The organism is Streptomyces sp. NBC_00322 (assembly GCF_036147535.1).
Taxonomy (GTDB): Bacteria; Actinomycetota; Actinomycetes; order Streptomycetales; family Streptomycetaceae; genus Streptomyces.
Genome location: NZ_CP108019.1, coordinates 8,242,527 through 8,259,646, shown reverse-complemented (window position 1 = coordinate 8,259,646; position 17,120 = coordinate 8,242,527). Strand labels below are relative to the sequence as shown.

At 70.8% G+C, this 17,120-nt stretch carries 7 protein-coding genes; 3 read left to right on the top strand and 4 right to left on the bottom strand.

The annotated features are described in order from the left end of the window. Positions 1-9 precede the first annotated feature (9 nt). Positions 10-1,446: an amidase gene (locus OG905_RS37580; RefSeq protein ID WP_328681568.1), complete on the bottom strand. Its 1,437-nt coding sequence runs from the start codon at positions 1,444-1,446 to the stop codon at positions 10-12. A gap of 306 nt (positions 1,447-1,752) precedes the next feature. On the opposite strand from OG905_RS37580, the gene OG905_RS37575 reads away from it, so the two are divergent. The 3 genes from OG905_RS37575 to OG905_RS37565 all read left to right on the top strand — a co-directional run bounded on the left by OG905_RS37575 (position 1,753) and on the right by OG905_RS37565 (position 6,545). After that, entirely contained in the window at positions 1,753-3,882 is a 2,130-nt protein-coding gene (locus tag OG905_RS37575) for a SpoIIE family protein phosphatase (protein WP_328681566.1), read from the top strand. Between the two features lie 2 nt (positions 3,883-3,884). After that, positions 3,885-6,320, top strand: coding sequence for a SpoIIE family protein phosphatase (locus OG905_RS37570; RefSeq protein ID WP_328681563.1), 2,436 nt, complete (start codon positions 3,885-3,887; stop codon positions 6,318-6,320). Positions 6,321-6,398: 78 nt separating this feature from the next. Further along, entirely contained in the window at positions 6,399-6,545 is a 147-nt protein-coding gene (locus OG905_RS37565) for a hypothetical protein (protein ID WP_328681562.1), read from the top strand. 34 nt (positions 6,546-6,579) lie between these two features. On the opposite strand, the gene OG905_RS37560 is transcribed toward OG905_RS37565, so the two are convergent. From OG905_RS37560 to OG905_RS37550, 3 genes are read right to left on the bottom strand one after another with little or no spacing between them, the layout of a single operon-like run. Then, positions 6,580-8,397 carry a hypothetical protein gene (locus OG905_RS37560; RefSeq protein WP_328681560.1) on the bottom strand — a complete coding sequence of 606 codons (1,818 nt, stop codon included), beginning with the start codon at positions 8,395-8,397 and terminating at the stop codon, positions 6,580-6,582. Between the two features lie 2 nt (positions 8,398-8,399). Further along, a complete protein-coding gene (locus OG905_RS37555; RefSeq protein ID WP_328681558.1) occupies positions 8,400-13,661 on the bottom strand; it encodes a hypothetical protein in 5,262 nt (1,753 codons plus the stop codon). Then, positions 13,654-16,998: a hypothetical protein gene (locus OG905_RS37550; protein ID WP_328681557.1), complete on the bottom strand. Its 3,345-nt coding sequence runs from the start codon at positions 16,996-16,998 to the stop codon at positions 13,654-13,656. Before OG905_RS37550 ends, OG905_RS37555 begins: the two co-directional genes overlap by 8 nt. Positions 16,999-17,120: the final 122 nt, after the last annotated feature.

Here is a 17,120-nt window from a genome sequence, read left to right as displayed (position 1 = left end):
CGGTCCTCGTCACGGCGTGGCCGCCCGGCCGTCCTGGATGCGGCGCCAGGGCTGGTCGGCCTCCAGCGCGAACGCGATTTCCAGCAGCGTGCGTTCGTCGCCGTTCCGGGCGGAGAACATCACCCCGATCGGCAGGCCGTCCTCGGTCGCCATGCGCGCGGGCAGGGAGATCGCGGGACTGCCGACCACATTGTTCAGCGGGGTGAAGGCGACGTAGGAGGTGAGCCGCTCGATGAGCGTCTCGTACGGCACACCGGGGCTGAGGTGGCCAAGGCGCGGCGTGGTGTGTGCAAGGACCGGCGAGAGGACGAGGTCGTGGTCACGGAAGGCAGCAGCGTACGCCTCGCGGGAGCGGCCCAGCCGGCGCAGCACCGCCGGGGTGCTGCCCAGCCGGCGCCGGTAGTGGTCGCGCAGGCCGCGACTGAGACCGTCCATGCGGCGCCGGTCGAAGTGGCGGTCCAGCCGCTTGCCCGTGGCGCCCACGAGGAAGGACAGCAGGCCCCAGTAGGTGATGAAGTCCTCGGCGAAGTGTTCGTCCAGCACGATCCGTACCGGCTCCACGGTGTGGCCCAGCTTCTCCAGCGCTGTCGCGGTGTCCGTCACGGCAGCGCGGGTGGCGGCGTCCGCGGCAATACCGGTCGGGGAATCGAGCAACAGCCCGATGCGCAGACGGCGTTGTGACGGGCCCTCGACCAGGCCGAGCGGTGGCAGCTTCGGGTTGCGCCAGTGCTGCTCCGCGGCAGCGAAGAACGCGGCGGTGTCCCGTACGGATCGGCTCAGTATCCCGTCGCTGACCAGGTTGATGGGCAGGGTGCGGCCCTCTTCGTTGGCGACCAGCCTGCCGCGGGTGGCCTTGAGGCCGACGAGCCCGCAGCAGGCGGCGGGGATGCGGATGGAGCCGCCGCCGTCGTTGGCGTGCGCGATCGGCACGGCGCCGGCGGCCACGAGCGCGGCGCTGCCGCCCGATGAGCCGCCCGCAGAGTGCCCCGTGTGCCAGGGGTTGCACACCGGTGGCGCGTTCTCGTACTCGGTGGTGGCGTTGAAACCGAACTCCGGCAGCCGGGTCTTGCCGAGCACCGTCACGCCGGTGCTCAGGAACTGGCGGGCAAAGGGCGCGTGCCGCCGCGCGGGCCGCGCCACGTACGCGGAGCTGCCGAAGCCCGTGGGCAGACCTCGGTAGTCGATGTTGTCCTTGATGAAGGTCGGCACCCCCGCGAAGGTCCCCGGCCCGCCCGTGGCGGAGGCCACGGCCTGGTCGTACGCCGGTACCTGTACGGCGTGCAGATCCCCGTCGACCTTCCGCACCCGCTCCACGGCGGCCCGCGCCACCTCGACCGGATCGGCTTCCCCGTCGCGGATCAGCCGGGCCAGGCTCACGGCGTCGTGCTCTCCCAGCACGTCGTCACCAAAGGCATGGACAACGGTCGCGCTCAGGGGATCGCTCACACAGGCCTCCGCCACGGTTGTCGGGACGCAATCAACGCTATGCCGCGCCTGCGTCCGCCACAACGAGTCCCAAGCCTCTTGGCCGAAGGCGACTGCACCGGAACCAGTACCGGCACCGATCGACTGTGCACGCCTCGGATAGGCTGATATGTGGACAACGGCACCCGAAAGATGCACCCCATAAGCTGCGCCCAGAGTCGCCAAATCCGAAGACGCTGCAACGACAATGCGTCAGCAGCGCTCGGCCGGAAGATCGCCAGGGAGTGGTCGGCAGGCAGAGGCCGCACCCCGGTGTGAGGTCATCGCGTGGACACACACCAGTCGACGAGTGATGTGCCGGACGACCCCCTGTCGGCGGTCGGATACGCGGGTGTGCTCCGTGACCTGCTTCCCATCGCGCTGTGGAGGGCGGATGCGCAAGGCCGCGTCGTGGAGTGGTCGCTCGCAGCCCGGGAGCTGCTCGGTTACTCGCCGGAACAGCTGCTGGGCCGGTACGGGATAGCGGTACTGGTCCCCGAGGCCAACTGGGACCTGGCCGATCAACTGACGGAGAAGGTCCTGGCGGGTGAGGCGGTTGTCGGAGCCCTCCCTCTGGTGCACCGCGACGGGTACCTGGTGCCGATGGAGATGTGGATCTGCCCGAGTGCGGACCCGCAGGGCGGCACGGGCATTCTGGCCATCGCGGTGGAGACCTCCGCGGTGTTGAGAATGCGGGATTCGCTGGCGGCCATGGAAGGCCTGTTCACCCAGTCCCCCATCGGTCTGGCCATGGTCGACCCCGAGCTGCGATTTCTGCGGGTCAACGACGCGCTGGCGCGGATGAACGGCGTCTCCGCGGCCGAGCATCTCGGCAAGCGGCTGACGGAGGTCGCACCGGGGGTCAACGCCTCCGAACTGCAGAAGGTGATGCGGCAGGTGCTGGACCGCCGCAAGGCGGTGGTCGACGTGCGCCGCACCGGTCGCACCCCGAGCGATCCCGATCACGACCGCACCTGGTCTTGCTCCTATGCCCCGCTGCTCGGCAACGACGGGCGGCCCCTGGGACTGATCGCTTCCCTGATCGACATCACCGACGGACAGCAGGCGCATGCCGAGGCAGAGCGGGCGAGGCAGCGCTTCGCCCTGCTGGCCGAGGCCGGCGAGCGCATAGGAACCACCCTGGACCTGCGCCAGACCGCCGAAGAAGTGGTGCAGGTGCTGGTGCCCCAGCTGGCCGATTCGGCCGACGTACAACTGCTGGAAGCGGTGCTCGACCCCGATGACGCCGCCGCCTCCACTCAGGGCGTCGTGCGTCGTATGGCGGCCGCCTTCCCCGATCCGTCCGCCCCCACCGCGAAACTGGCGCCGGGCATGACCTTCCAGGTCCCCCTCGGCTCGGTGTACGAGCAGGTCATTGCGGACGGGCGCCCCATGAACCTCTACCAGGCCGACATCCCCGAGCTGATCCCCGATCCGCAGGCCGAGCGACTGCGGGCCTATCTCAGTGCCCGTATAGGCTGCGCGCGGTTGATCCCCGTGGTCGCCCGCGGCAAGGTGCTCGGCGCGGTCGTGGTGACACGCACCCGCGACCGTGAGTCGTTCGACGAGCAGGACTGCGTACTCATCGACGAACTGGTCGCCCGGGCCGCGCTGAACATCGACAACGCCCGCATGTACACCAGCCAGCGGGAGGCGGCCCTCACTCTGCAGCGCAGCCTGACGAACTATGCGCTGCCGGACGTGACCGGCCTGGAACTCACCGGGCGCTACCTCCCGGCCAGCGACCACGAGGTCGGCGGCGACTGGTTCGACGTCATCACCCTGCCCGAGGGCAGGACCGGTCTTGTCATCGGGGACGTCATGGGGCACGGAATCCATGCGGCGGCTGTCATGGGCCAGCTGCGCACAGCGGTGCGAACGCTGGCGCGCCTCGACATCCCCCCGGCTCAGATGCTCCGTTCCCTGGACGCCGCCGTGGCCGATCTGGGCGAGAACGAAATGGCGACGTGCGTCTACGCGGTCCACGACCCGGCCGCCGGCGGCTGCCTGATCGCCAGGGCGGGCCATCCACCTCCGGCACTGGTCGACGCCCGGGGGACGATCGCGTTCCTCGACGGCCCCTCGGGTACGCCCCTGGGAACGGGCGGACAGGACTTCCGGACCGAGGAGGTGCCCCTGCCCCCCGGAAGTCTGCTGGTGCTCTATACCGACGGCCTCATCGAGGCCCGCGACAGAGACCTCGACCAGGGCATGCAGGAGCTCGCCCAGGCGCTGCGGCACCTCGACCATCCTCTGGAGGAAATCTGCGACCGTATCCTCGGCCGACTGCTGCCCTCCACGGCGCAGGACGACGTGGCGGTGCTCCTCGCGAGGACACTCACTCCACCGGAACCGGCGAGGAATCACCGCAAGCCCCATCGCATGGGCGGTCCCGCCCGGGAAGTGCCAGGGTGGTAGTGATGGAGACACCGGTGACGACGTTCAGCGAGGGCCCGGACGACCCGTTCGCGGTGCGGCGTGCCGCCTGCGGGGTGCTGGACGACCGCGGGAGGGTCGTCGGCTGGAGCGAGCGGGCCGAGGAGCTGCTCGGCTATCCGCCCGAGGAAGTGCTCGGGCGGCCGGCGGTCGGTTTCCTGCTCGATCCCCGCGACTACGAGGTCGTCATGGACGCGGTGGCGGAATGCGTACGGGACCTGGGGTGGTACGGGATCGTGCCCGTCCGGCACCGCGACGGCCGTCGCATGGAATTCGGCTGTCGCGCCAGGGTCATCGCCAGGGGCGACGACTCCCCACGCGAGTGGTTCCTCGTTGCTGCGCCCGCCGAGCAAGTGGTCCAGTGGGAGATGGACCGGTCGGTCCTGGACGGGCTGTTCCGCCGTTCACCCATCGGTCTGTCCGTCCATGCCCCGGACTTGTCGATCCTGCGGGTGAACCGTGCGATCGCGAGGTTCAGCGAGATCCCGGTCGAGCAGCACCGCGGGCTCCACACCAGCGACTTCCTGATCCAGCAGGACACCGACACGGTGGAGAGGCAGTTGCGGGAGGTCCTGGAGACGGGCCAGTCGTCGATCTTCACCGAGCAGCCCTGCCGTCTGCGGCGGGATCCCGGCCGTGAGCTGGTCGTATCGATATCGGCGTTCCGGATGCACGACTCCTCCGGGCGGATCCTCGGAGTGACGCAGACGGTCGAGGACGTGACCGACCGCTACCAGGCCCGGCGACGGCTCGCCCTGCTCAACGAAGCCAGTGCCCGCATCGGAACCACGCTGGATGTGGCGAAGACGGCGGACGAACTGGCCGGCGTGGCGGTCCCGGGCCTCGCCGACTGCGTCTCCGTGGACCTGCTGGAGCCGGTGACCCGCGGCGAAGAGCCCACTCAGGGAGGAGTGCTCGGCCCCCTGCGCCGGACGGCGGTCCGCAGCATTCTGTCGGACACGGCGGAGGTGATGTATCCGCTGGGACACACGATTCACATCCCGCCGGAAACCATGCAGGCGAGGTGCCTGGCCGAACGACGTCCCATCCTCGACGCGCATCTGGAGGGCGCCAACACGTGGCTCACCATGGACCCGGACCGGGCTGAGCGCGCTCTCGCACTGGGCATCCACTCGCTGATGGTGGTGCCGCTGGTCGCGCGAGGGCTCGTGCTCGGCCTGATCAGTATGTGGCGGTCTCGGCGGCTCGAGCCGTTCGAGGAGGACGACCTCACTCTCGCTGAGGAGTTCGCCTCCCGCGCCGCCGTCTGCATCGACAACGCGCGCCGCTACACCCAGGAACACGAGGCGGCGCTGACCCTGCAGCACAGCCTGCTCCCCCACGAGGTTCCCGGGCACCCGGCGGTCGAAGTCGCCCACCGTTACCTGCCTGCCGACGCCACGACCGGTGTCGGCGGCGACTGGTTCGACGTCATCCCGCTTTCCGGGCTTCGCGTCGCCCTCGTCGTCGGCGACGTGGTCGGCCATGGCATCCACGCAGCGGCCACCATGGGCCGGCTGCGCACGGCCGTACACACCCTGGCCAATCTCGACCTCACCCCGGACGAGGTCCTCTCCAACCTCGATGATCTCGTGGACCGACTGGCCGCCGAGCAGGAGCCGACCGACGAACGTTCCCCTCAAGTCATCGGCGCGACCTGCCTGTACGCGGTCTACGACCCGGTCTCGCGGCACTGCGCCCTGGCCCGGGCGGGCCACCCGCCGCCCGCGGTGGTGACCCCGGACGGGCGCGTACACCTCGTCGACATCCCCGCAGGTCCGCCGCTGGGCCTGGGCGGGCTGCCGTTCGAGGCCGCCGAGCTGCAACTGGCCGAGGGCAGCCTCCTGGCCCTGTACACGGACGGTCTCATCCAGGGCCGAAAGCGAGACGTCGACGAGAGTCTGGCCGATCTGTCCGGGGCGCTGGCGGCGCCGGCCCGCTCATTGGAGGACACGTGCAGGGCCATCGAGGTCGCGCTGCTGCACGACCGGCCCACCGATGACGTCGCCGACGACGTGGCTCTGCTCATCGCCCGTACCCGCGTCCTGGCGGCGGAGAAAGTGGCCACGTGGGAGCTGCGCGTCGAACCAACCGCCGCCGCTCGGGCCAGGGCGCTGGTGGCGTCCCAACTGGCCCAGTGGGGACTGGACGAGATGGCCTTCACCACGGAGCTGATCGTCAGCGAACTGGTCACCAACGCCTATCGGTACGGCGGCGGGCCGATCACCCTGCGGCTCATCCGTGACGGCCACCTCATCTGCGAGGTGTCCGACACCGGCAGCACCTCACCACACCTCCGCCGGGCCCGATCCACCGACGAGGGCGGCCGCGGACTCTTCCTGGTGGCCCAGCTCACGGAGAGGTGGGGGACGCGGTACACGCGCGACGGCAAGACGATCTGGACCGAGCAGCCGGTGTGAGGGCCCCCATTTGCATGCCTATGCACCTCATGGCATAGTTTTGCTACGCATAGCCCTCTACCCGAGGAACATGACCTGATGAACACCGGAGCCCACCCCAACGCTCCTGCCCCCCGCGCGAACATCGCCCTGGCACGCGACTGCGACGAGTGCCGCGGCTGGGGGAGCGTGGTGAACGATGGCCGCTACGAACTCTGCCCCTTCTGCCAGGACCTGTACGCCTGACCACGGACCCCGCCGCCGTCTCGCAGGTTGCGGATTACTCCTGTTCCGCCGCGGGCTGGTCCACCAGGCGGTCCCAGTCCAGCGAGCTCGAACCCTCTCCCCGGCCGGTCGAGCGCCGGACGCCGTACCAGATCACGACGCGTCCGTTCGGCATGCGGGTCCGGTTGTAGGCGGCGGAGAGCCGGGTCCCCGCGCGAGGTACCTCCTCCTCGTGGACGAAGTACGGCTGCCCGGCGCTCAGGCCCTCGCCCAGCAGCGTGGTCCGCGGCCGCACGGGCACCGGCGGCGCCGTGGTGCCGTCGAGCACACGGGGCATGGCACCGCGCTGCAGCTGGATCTCCCGGTTGTCGCCAGGCACGTGCACCGGGATGAACGGGATCCAGTTCTCCGGCACCGTGTTCATCGCCTCGTACGCGATCGGCGCCGACGGGGCCGGTGGCGTGTGGGGAGGGGCGAGCAGTCGACGGTGTGCCAGGGTCTCGCGCGCCGCCTCCTCGCCCCGCAGTGAGTCGCCAGTGGCGAGCAGCACCGAGCGTTCGACGCCCCACACCATGTTGGCGGTTTCGTCGCGGATCAGCACGACCTCCTCGACTGTCGGTCCATCGGCCACTGAGGGCACGCTCGGCGGCAGGAAGAAGCCGGTGTCGGCGGCGACCGGCGCCTCGCCCTGGATGTCCAGGTTGAACATCGACCATCGCTGCCAGTCGTCGTCGGGGCCGGCACCCGCGGGCTCGACCCAGAACCGCCGTCCGAAGACATCGGTCACGACCATTCCGTCGACGCGGGCCAGCGTCCCCGTGTCGAGGTCGCACGGCAACACGAACCAGTCGTTGCTGTAGACCAGCGCGAACTCCATGAACAGCAGCCGGATGAGGTCGGTGGTGTCGGCGGTGATGGCGCCGAAGTCGGTGCGCCCGTCCTCCATCGCCCACAGCCGGGGCAATGGCATACCGGAGAACCGTACGGTGCCCGGCACCGCGGTACGAATCACCTCGCCCGGCACGCCGGTGGCGCCCAGCGTCAGTCCGGACTTGTCATAGGAGAAGGCGTGCCAGTCGAGGTGCCCGCCCGGGTACTCCTCCGCGGCGAGCACGGTTTCGCCGGATGCCTCGGGCGCGGCCAGGTCGAAGCGATGCTCGAGCCGGGACGGGTCGTACGCCTCGGCGGCGGGCGGCTGTGCGATCAGGTCGTCGAACCATCCGACGAACCTCGGGATCAGCGCGTCGAGCTGCTGCTTCTGGAACGGGGAGACCACGCCCTGAATGCCGTCCCAGGCGTGCCCGCCGTTCTTCAGGTGCACATAGAGCTCGTAGCCGTCCATGGCCCGCCCGGCCACCGCCTGCATCGTCGCCCACACCTCGGGGTGCGCCACCAGCGAGGTGTCCGCCTCGGCCACCGGGTCGGGCAGCCGGATCGGCCAGCGCTGGACGTAGGAGCCGCGGTGCTGCAACGGCGCCAGCTTCTGCCACCTGCGTCCCATGGCCAGCCGCAGATCGAAGGAGACCCGGTCGGCGCCGATCCGGAACGGCAGCGGGCGGCGCTCCACCACGGTCTCCAGCGGCAGGCCGCCCGGCAGGTCGCCGGGCGGGGTCTCCCGGGGGCGGTAGCGGCCGGGCTTGGTGGTGCGCATGTGGTACTTCGCGGTGACCGGGGTGCCGGCGTCCTCCCCCTGGAACTCGCCGAACTGCCACTGCCGGGTGAGCATCCACAACGGGTCGCGGACCTCGGCCCTCAGCGCGCGCCCGAACTCGGTGCTCCGCGGCCTGCCTTCCAGCCGGTTCCACACCGTCACCGTGGGGAATTCGCGGGCGGCCAGCGCGGCCCGCATGTCCTGGATGGGGGTACGAACCATGGTCAGCCCCTCGCGGGTCGCAACGGGCCGCTCGCCGGCGGCTGATCGTTGTTGATGGAGAGATCGGTGGAGATCGTGATCGGCGACGCGGTCGCCGTCATGACCGTGGCGGGCAGCAGCTGCGCGTACGCCGTCCCGTCGATCTGGGTGGGTTCGACGGCGCGCGACCGGGCCAGGTCGAGTGTCTCGTGCAGCGCGGCGACCAGGTCGTCCCAGTTCCAGGCGCCCGTGCGCTTGGGCGGTGCGACGAGCAGCATGGTCTGCGGCGGCTCCGAGCCGGGTCGGTCGTAGTGCAGGGCGATGCCGGTGGTCTCCGCCTTCGCGGGGAGCGTCTCGGTCCATTCGTCGATCAGCAGCGCGCAGAAGGTGTCGTGCGGATTCGGCTGGTCGCTGTAGTGCGCGGTGTAGAGCAGCCGGTCGCTCCTGAGCTGGTAGCTCGCGGGCAGCTCCATGGCCAGCCAGGGGGCGTTCTCCTCGAACGGGAACTGTACGGGGAGCAGTTCGGGCTCGTGCCCGTCGAGCGCGTCGGTCAGCAGCGTGACCCGCTCCCACACGCTCAGCCGGGGCCGGACCCGGGCCACGCCGTGCAGCCAGTCGTCCACGGGGAAGTCACGGTCCAGATGGTCCGTGAGCTCGCCCCGCCTGGATGCGAGGTACCCGTCGCGCCAGCCGTCGCCGAGGTCGTCGGGCACGGTGAACTCGTGGACCGCGAGCGCGTCCGGGCCGATCAGCGCCCGGATTGCGGCCACCGCGGCGGTGACCCGGTCCTTGCCGGCGGCCACCGCGTCGTAGCGGGCGAGCTCCGCGTCGGCCGCGGTCAGCCGTTCGCCGACGTCCGCCCGCAGATCCGCGGCGCGCGCGGCGAGCCCGGTCAGGAACGCGATCACCGCGTCCTCGGTCGGTGTGAGATCCAGGCCCTGCGGATCGAACGCGGTGATCGGTTGCAGGGCGCTCACGTCGTGCAGCAGCCCGGACAGGGTCGGGCGGTTCGTCCTGGCGATCGCCTCCAGCCCGGAAAGGCGGACGTCGAACGTGGCGCGGCGGCCGGCCACGATCCCCCGCAGTTGCTGTGGCATGCGCGGCCGTGGGCTTGTCGGCGTGGTGGTCAGCAGCCGCTCGGCCTGCTGCAGCAGGCCGAAACTGACCTCGGCCGGCGTGCCCGCGGGCAGCGCGTCGTTGGCCGCGATCTTGGCGTCCGCCGCGGCCAGCGTGGCCGTCATACGGTCGGCCACCACGTCCACCGCCGCGAGCACCTCGCGGAACCGGTCGCGCCGCCACTGAGCCAGCTCGCCCCAGCCACTGCGCACCATGCCGAAGCCCGCTGCGGTGATCGCGAGCTCGGCCAGCCTGACCAGGTAGTCGTCGACGTCGGAGAGCAGCTCGGCGCGGTTCTCGACCGGATCGGCCAGCGGCGCGCCGAGATCCTCGATGAACTCGTCCAGTTCTTCGGCGAAGTCGTGCATGGCCTCGCGTACGGCGGCGGGCCGGGCCCGGGGCAGGTCCACGTTCTCGTCGAGCGCGGAGCCGGTCGTCTCGGTGCCCGACTGCGGCACGAGGTCGCTCGGCCGGAGCGGGCGGGCAGTGAGCAGCAGCTGCCGCAGGGCGGAGATGAGCGGGGACAGCTCGAAGAGCGTGATCTTGCCCTGGACGCGCTCGGTGTACCGGATGAGCGGCTCGGCGTCGGGGCGGATGTTGCCCAACTGCATCACCCGGCCGAGGATCCGGTCGTCCAGGTCGGTCATCGCCGCGGCGTCGTTCGGCCGCAGCGCCCACAGCAGATCGATCGGCTGCATCCCGAGCTCTGACAGATTGACCACCCGGTCGCGGTCGTCACCGGTCCGCGGGTCCGTCCAGGTCACCCGGCAGGCCACCTGGCCATGACCCGGCAGCAGCCGGGCCAGCCAGTCGTTGATGCCGGGCTCACCGCGGCCCCGCGGGGTCATGTGCCCGCCGGCCACCGGCGAAATCTTCGGCGGGCGCCCGGCACGAACGTGCAGACCGACCCGGTGGTTCAGGCTGACGCCGCTGCGCGGTGTCGCGGTCACGACCGGTTCGGGCGGGAAGCCCGACTTGGTGTAGGCCTCGAAGACTGCGCCGGCGCGGTCGGGATTGCCGAGTACGGCCTGGTGCACGCCTTCCGCGACGGCCAGGTCGGCCAGCGCGTCGTGGATCTCCACGAGCCGCTGGACCTCCTCCTCGATGGCCTGGGCCTGTGCCGGTTCGGCCGGCGGCAGCTCAGGGTGCCCGAACGGGTAGGTGGCCGGACCGGTGCGCGTGACGTGCCGTACGAGCTCCAGCCCGTCGATCACATTGCGCGCCTCCACCTGCTCGATCGCGGTGCCCGCGGGCGGCTCGGTGCCCGGGAGCTTCGTGGCAACGAGCGGGAACGCCGTGCGCAACGCGGCGATGAAGAAGTCGACTTCGGCTACGTCGTGCTTGTCATGCAGCCCGCGCTCGAACCGGTAGCCGAGCAGCGCGCCGAGTGACTGACCGGAGCGGATGCCCTCGATGAACGACAACGCGATACGTACGCGCTCGGAGCTGAGGTTGACCGCCATGGTGCCCGGGTTGTCGGGGCCTCCGTTGGCCAGGTAGCCGGTGCGCAGCAGCGCTGCTGTCGTGGCGTGGTTCAACGAGGGCGTGTGGATGTGCCCGCCGCTCGCCGGGTCGCGCAGCAGCGGGCCGCTCCCCGGCGGGGTGAAGACCTGAGCGAGCCGACCGGAGAGCTGTACCTGCTCGAACGCGCCGCGGGGGCGGATGTTCTCCAGCCAGCCGAAGGCGCCGAGGTGCAGCCCGGTCGTGGCAGGACCGCTGCCGGTCGCCCCGTACCGCATGGTGAACAGCCGCTCGGTGGCAAGTCCCAGCCGCCAGGCGTCAAGCCGGTAGGTGGAGCAGTCGATGTGTTCGGCGAGAGCGCGCTCCAGCCGCGCGGTCGGCACCTGCGCCAGCAGGTCGACGGCAACTAGCTGCTCGGCCAGGTCGACCGTGGCCGGGCGCTGCCCGATGACCTGAGGGATGAAGTCGGCGATCAGTGTGTTGGGCGCGCCCGTCACGTCGGGGTCGGGGGCGTACAGCCGTCCGTACCGGCTCTCGCTGACCTGGGTCCGGGTGCTGATGTGCACGAACGGCTGCTCGCGGCGCGCCGCGAGCAGTTGGGCCTCGTCGGCGCCGTGCGCGGCCGCCGACAGCCGCAGCGCCGCCTCGTCGTACGCCGTGAGTACGGCATGCCGCAGCAGCAGGTAGAGCAGCGCGGTGGGTTTTCCGCCGCTGAATCCGTCCTCGCGGCGTACGGCGTTGAAGTCGGCACGCGCGAAGTGCGCAAGCCAGGCCAGGTAGTTGCGGCCGTCGTCGGAGGAGACATGTACCGGTCGGCCCTCCGACATCGGAAGGTCGTCCACGATCGGGCCACGCAGAGCGTGCTGACGGCCGGTGAACAACCGCGTGGACGCGTCGGGATCGGGCCGCTGCGGGTCGTAGCCGAGGTGGGTGAGCAGCGTGCGGATCCGCCCCCGGACGTTGAGCGTGTCCAGGGCCGCGATGACGTCCGTGCCGGAGCCCTCCAGGTTCAGCCGGTTGAAGTAGTCCTCGGCGCTCTGCCCGTAGCGCTGGTGGAACTCCACCGAGGCCGGGTGCGCGGCGAGCAGGTCGAGCAGCAGCTGGTGCGGGTCTGCGTCCTTGCCCAGGTGCGGCACGTCGGCCGCGAGCTGCTGCCAGTCGCCGGCCATGGTCTGCAGCACGGTGTGCATGCGCCTGCGGTGCGCTGCGGCGGTGTCGTTGTCGGCCCAGGCCATTCTGGAGAAGGCGGTCGTGACCAGCAGCCCGTACGGCTGCCTGCCCACCTGCACGGTGGGCAGGGGGCCGCGCCCGCTGACGTACCGGGTGAAGAAGGACCGGGTGGCGTCCACGGCGGCGGTCCCGAAGACCGGGTTGAGCATGGTGTGCAGGTGGTAGCCCCAAGTGGCGGGCCACAGTGCGGTGTTCATCGCCCGCGCCTCACGCGCGTCGGTGCCGTCGGCACCGATCAGCTGCCGGGTCACCTCGGGGTTGATGCCGAGCAGCTCGGCCAGCAACTGGCCGTCGGTCTTGCCCCGCCAGTCCCCCGGTGGCGCGGGAGATGCCGGTCCCTCGAACACGGCGGTGTAGCTCTCCTCGGCCTCGTCGCCGGTGCCGTGACCGGACTGCGCGTCACCCGTGTTGTTGGTGGGCGTTCCCTGGCGCAGCAGCCGGTAGCCTGCACGGCTCTGCGACTGCCGGGCGATCAGTCCCTCCAGTTCTGCCTTGGCCTGTGTGGGGCCGGACTTGACGCGTACGCCGATCGCGATGAGCCGGTCGAGGCCTCCCCTGATCGCGTCGGTCAGCGGGATGCGGAATCCCATTCCGGCCTGGACCGCGCTGTTGAAGTCGGTCAGCCAGGCGAGCGCCGGCGGCACCTTCAGGTCACCGTTCTGTGCTCGCAGCTGGTCGGCGGGCGGCGTCGAGGGGTCGGGGCTGACGGCGAGTTCGTCCGGCACGGCGTTGCCCGTGACGTTCACGACCAGTTGGCCGCCCGCGTATCCGAGCAGGGTGAACCGGTCGGGCAGCAGTCTGGCCTTGGCTGCCACCGTCCACGACGAGCCCTTGGTCTCCCCTGCCTGAGCCTTCGGCATGTCCAGGAAGGCCACCGTGACCTGGGCGGTCGCCACACCGCCCGGAGGCACATGGGTCATACCCGCCGGCCGGCGAGCGCGGATCCGGGCGGCGCGGGTGGAGCCGACTGCCGACTGCAGGGCCGAGTCGGCGGCCTGCACGGCGGCTTTGGCGCCGGCGGCGCGGTAGATCGCCGTCCAGTAGGTGCGGGCGGGCGGCCGGTCGGCTGCCGGTAGCGGATCGTCATCCGCGATCACCAGGATGACGTGGTCGGGCCCGCTACGGTGCGGCTCGTCCTGTGGGTTGAGCGGTTTGCGGTTCTCCGCGATCCACTTGGCCCGCCCGGCGCCCGCGCTGTTCACCAGGTCGCGCCAGGCGGACAGGCGCAGCGCGCGGTCGCCGCCGGCCTGCCACACCTTGCGCCAGTAACCGAAGGCGAGCTCGTGTTCGTGGTCCGTGCGCTTGGGTTCGAACGCGTCGACGGCCCACTCGTCGGGGAACACCCGCACCAGCAGCTCGGTGGGGGTGAACACCGTCTCCAGGCGAACCGGTCCGAGCAGCATCGGGTAGGCGTCGCTGAGGTTGCCCGGGATGGGGGCCACGGCCTGCTGGATTCGCCGCGTGTGTGGTTCAGCCATCGCGGAGCATCTCCCTCGCGTGCACGGCGACCAACACGGGCGCCTGGTAGAGGATGTAGGCCAGGTCGCCGGCGCCGATCTGGGCGCTCCAGAGGATGTCCTTGTCCTCCGCGTACTGCTCCTGCTTCGGGGCGTCCGCCGGAGCGGTTGGCGCCTCCAACGCGAGCGCCGGGGTACTCGCGTCGAGTTTCAGGTAGCGCGGCGCGCCGCTGGGCGGCCCGGTGAGCACGTCGGGCCAGGCCAGGTCGTTCCAGACCTGTAGCTTGCCCTCGCGGTTGATGTCCAGGCCGAACCTCGGGTCGCCGGGACGTTCCTTGAGTACGAAGAACCATCCGGCGTCGTCGTTCGGATGCTCGCCGGAATCGCCCCTGGCCTCGTCCTCGTTGAGGTCGAAGCCGAAGAAGTAGATGTCGGGCGCGGCCTTGGCCTCGTACAACGGCAGCTTGACGATGTCCTCCGACGGCTCGGTGGCGGCCGGGTCGAGATCCATGAGCTTGCGCCCCAGGGAAGGGTCAGGGGTCCCGCCGGGGCCGGGGAGCCACTCGGCTCGGTGCGCGTAGACCACCGTTGTCGGGTACTTCTTCAGCAGCTCACCGCGGATCACCAGCACGAGTTCGTCGTCCTTCTCGCCGTTGATCTCGCGGTTGTCGTGGTCCCCCAGCTCCGATTCCGCGGTCCAGGTGTCGATCGGCGGGATGTCGAGCAGCCGCTCGCGCCGCTCCTCGGTCAACTCGCCCGGCTTGGAGCGGACTCCGCGTACGTCCCAGAACTGCGCGAAGGGTGTGCCGCGCTGGTCGGTCGGGTACTCGCGCCACAGCAGTTCGCGGGCCATCTCGTGGTTCAGGCCGACCATGTAGGACTCGATGAACCGCTGGTTGGCCTCCAGCAGTGTGATGCTGTCGCGCGGCACCAGGTTCAGGTTCGGCAGGAAGAACTCGTTGGACAGGTCGATCAGCGGCTGGAACATCGGCAGGTCGATCACCGGGTAGGCCATCGCCTCGACCATCGTGGCCGGGGTGGGGAGCAGTGCCCGCAGCCGGGGCGCAGGCGACGCCCGGTCCGACGCAGGCGACAGGTCCATCTCGTTGGAGTGCGGGTGGTGGATGCCGGCCAGGACCCGGCGCGGGATCGTGCGGTCGGGGTGCAGCCCGTCGAGTGTCCCGGTGCCGATCGCGGTCAGGTTCACGGCCTTGCGCTCCGGCGTCTGCCCGGCGATCGCGGAGCCGTTGAACACCCCGTACGCCGCGTTCAGCGCCTGCTTGAAGCGGGTTGCCTCGGGGCTGTCCGCGCCACCCGCGTGCGGAGTGACGCCCTCGCCGGGCAGCGAGATGACGAAGTCCGAGCTGTGCGGCAGTCCCGGCACCGGGTTGGGGACGAGGACGGTGCCGCCAGTGGCGTTCATGCCGCCGGGCCCCCTCGCGCCTGATACGCCCTCGTCGGCGTTGGTGACGCCGATGATGGGGCCCTCGAGCTCCGACTCCAGCTTGTCGACGGTGGTCACGCCGGGCGGCGCCACCTTGCGCGGCGCGGCCCGTACCTGGTCCCGGTTCATCCGGTCGAGCAGGCTGGGCGGCGGGCCGCCGTCCTGGACGAGGTCCCCTCCGCCCCCGCCCCCGAGGGGAGGCAGGCGCCGCATGAGCCGCGAACCCGGCCGGGTCTGCCTGCGCATCGCCGATGACACGGGCGCTCCGGCGATGCGGCTGCGGGCGAACTGCGCGGCCACGCTGACCAGTTCGGCGGTATCCAGGGGCGCCGCGTCGTCTCCGGCCACGCCGGAAACGGCGATGGCGGCGTCGGTGACCACGCGGGAGTGCACGGGCGCAGTCATCGCAAGGACCTGTGCGGGAGCGACCTGGTTCAGCGTCTTCAAGTGCCCGCTGTGCAGCGCGTGCGACACCTCGCGGGCCACTTGGGCGCCGCGGATCCGCTTGTTGGCCTCCAGCACGTCGCCGATCTGCGCCCACGCGGCCTGCATGTACTCCTCTTGGTGCTCGCGTACGACGCGTGCGCCGATGCCCGCGGCGGCCCGGAACCGCGGGTCGAGGTTGAGCTCGTGCACCCAGTTGCGCGGGTGCGGCAGCGGACTGCCGCTCTCGTTGGTGAGCAGCCGTGAGGTGAGCGCGTGCCAGCGCCCGTACAGCGGCGGGGTCACCAACGGGTCGGGGCCGGCGTCGGCGACGCTCGCCAGGTCCACCGGGCCCGCGGCGATCTGCTGGTGCGCGGTGAGGGGCTGTTCTTGGGTGTAGGTCTGGCTCAGGTTGATCAGCGTGGCGAGCGCGGTCTGGAACGGGTGTGGGTACGGCTCGTCCCAGTTCTCGTACTTGTTCTGCTCGTCGAGCTCCTCCGGGGACAGTGACGACTCGGGGACCTTGAGCGCGCCGCCCAGCCGCAGCACGCGGTCCAGCCCGGGGTCCGTGGGAGTGGCCGGCGGCAGCCCGGCGCCCGGCTCCTGGGTGTCCATGTCGCGGTTGCCTACACGTGCGTCCGGGGGCCGCGGTTTCAGCAGCCTGACCAGATATTCGAAGTCGCCGGTCGGCGCCGTACGGAACGACCACCGGTGGTAGACGGGGATGTTGCCCGGCTCCGGCTGCCCGGAGTACGGGGACCAGCTCGAGTGCAGCGCACCGGGCGCACCCGCCGGGTCCCGCCCGAGCCCGGCCAGCCGTCCGGTCTCGAACGCCGGGACCAGGAACGCGTGGTAGGCGACCACCGGGTCCAGCCTGCGCGGGCACATCAGGCGTGAGCAGGCCAGGTCGGGGTTCTCTCCGAGGGTGGCGGCGAGCTGCGGCAGAACCGCGGCCATGTCGTTCGTGCCGGTGTGCCCGGACGTGATCTCGCGGTTGACGTGGACGTGGGCGAACGCGCCCACTTGGTCGGGGGGCGGCAGCATGGCGAGGTCGTCGACCGTGATGAAGGGCAGCGGGCGGCCGGGCGGCATGCCCGCGTCCTCGAACTCCTCCTCGGTGAGCACGATCAGCGCCAGCCAGGGCGCCAGCCGGCCAGTGGTGCCATTGGGCACTGCCGGGCTGTAGCGCCAGCAGTAGTCCTCCTCGTAGAACTCGATGAACGCGAGGTAGTTGGGGTCGAAGTTGGTCACCCAGTCACGCGGCTCGGTGCGGACGATGGCCCGCGGGTCGATCCCGATCACGTCGCCCGGCCCGTAGAGCTGGACGTTGTGCCCCACCTCCTGGGTGAGGGTGGGGCCGGCCGTCCGTGGGGTGCCGTCGATGCGCAGCTTGACCTCGATGCCGGCGCGGGCTGCCGAGCCCGGGTCCGCGCTGATCTGGGTGGCGATGCCACGGCGCAGCCAGGGCAGGAACGAATATGCGCTGCTCATCGGTTGCTCGCCTTCCTCACTTCGGTCGTGGCGGAGGTGCGCGGACACGCACCGAGCGAGAGGAGCAGGAGGCCCTGCGCGAAGCGGTATCCCCCACTCGGCTCGCTGCGTTCGGGTCGCTC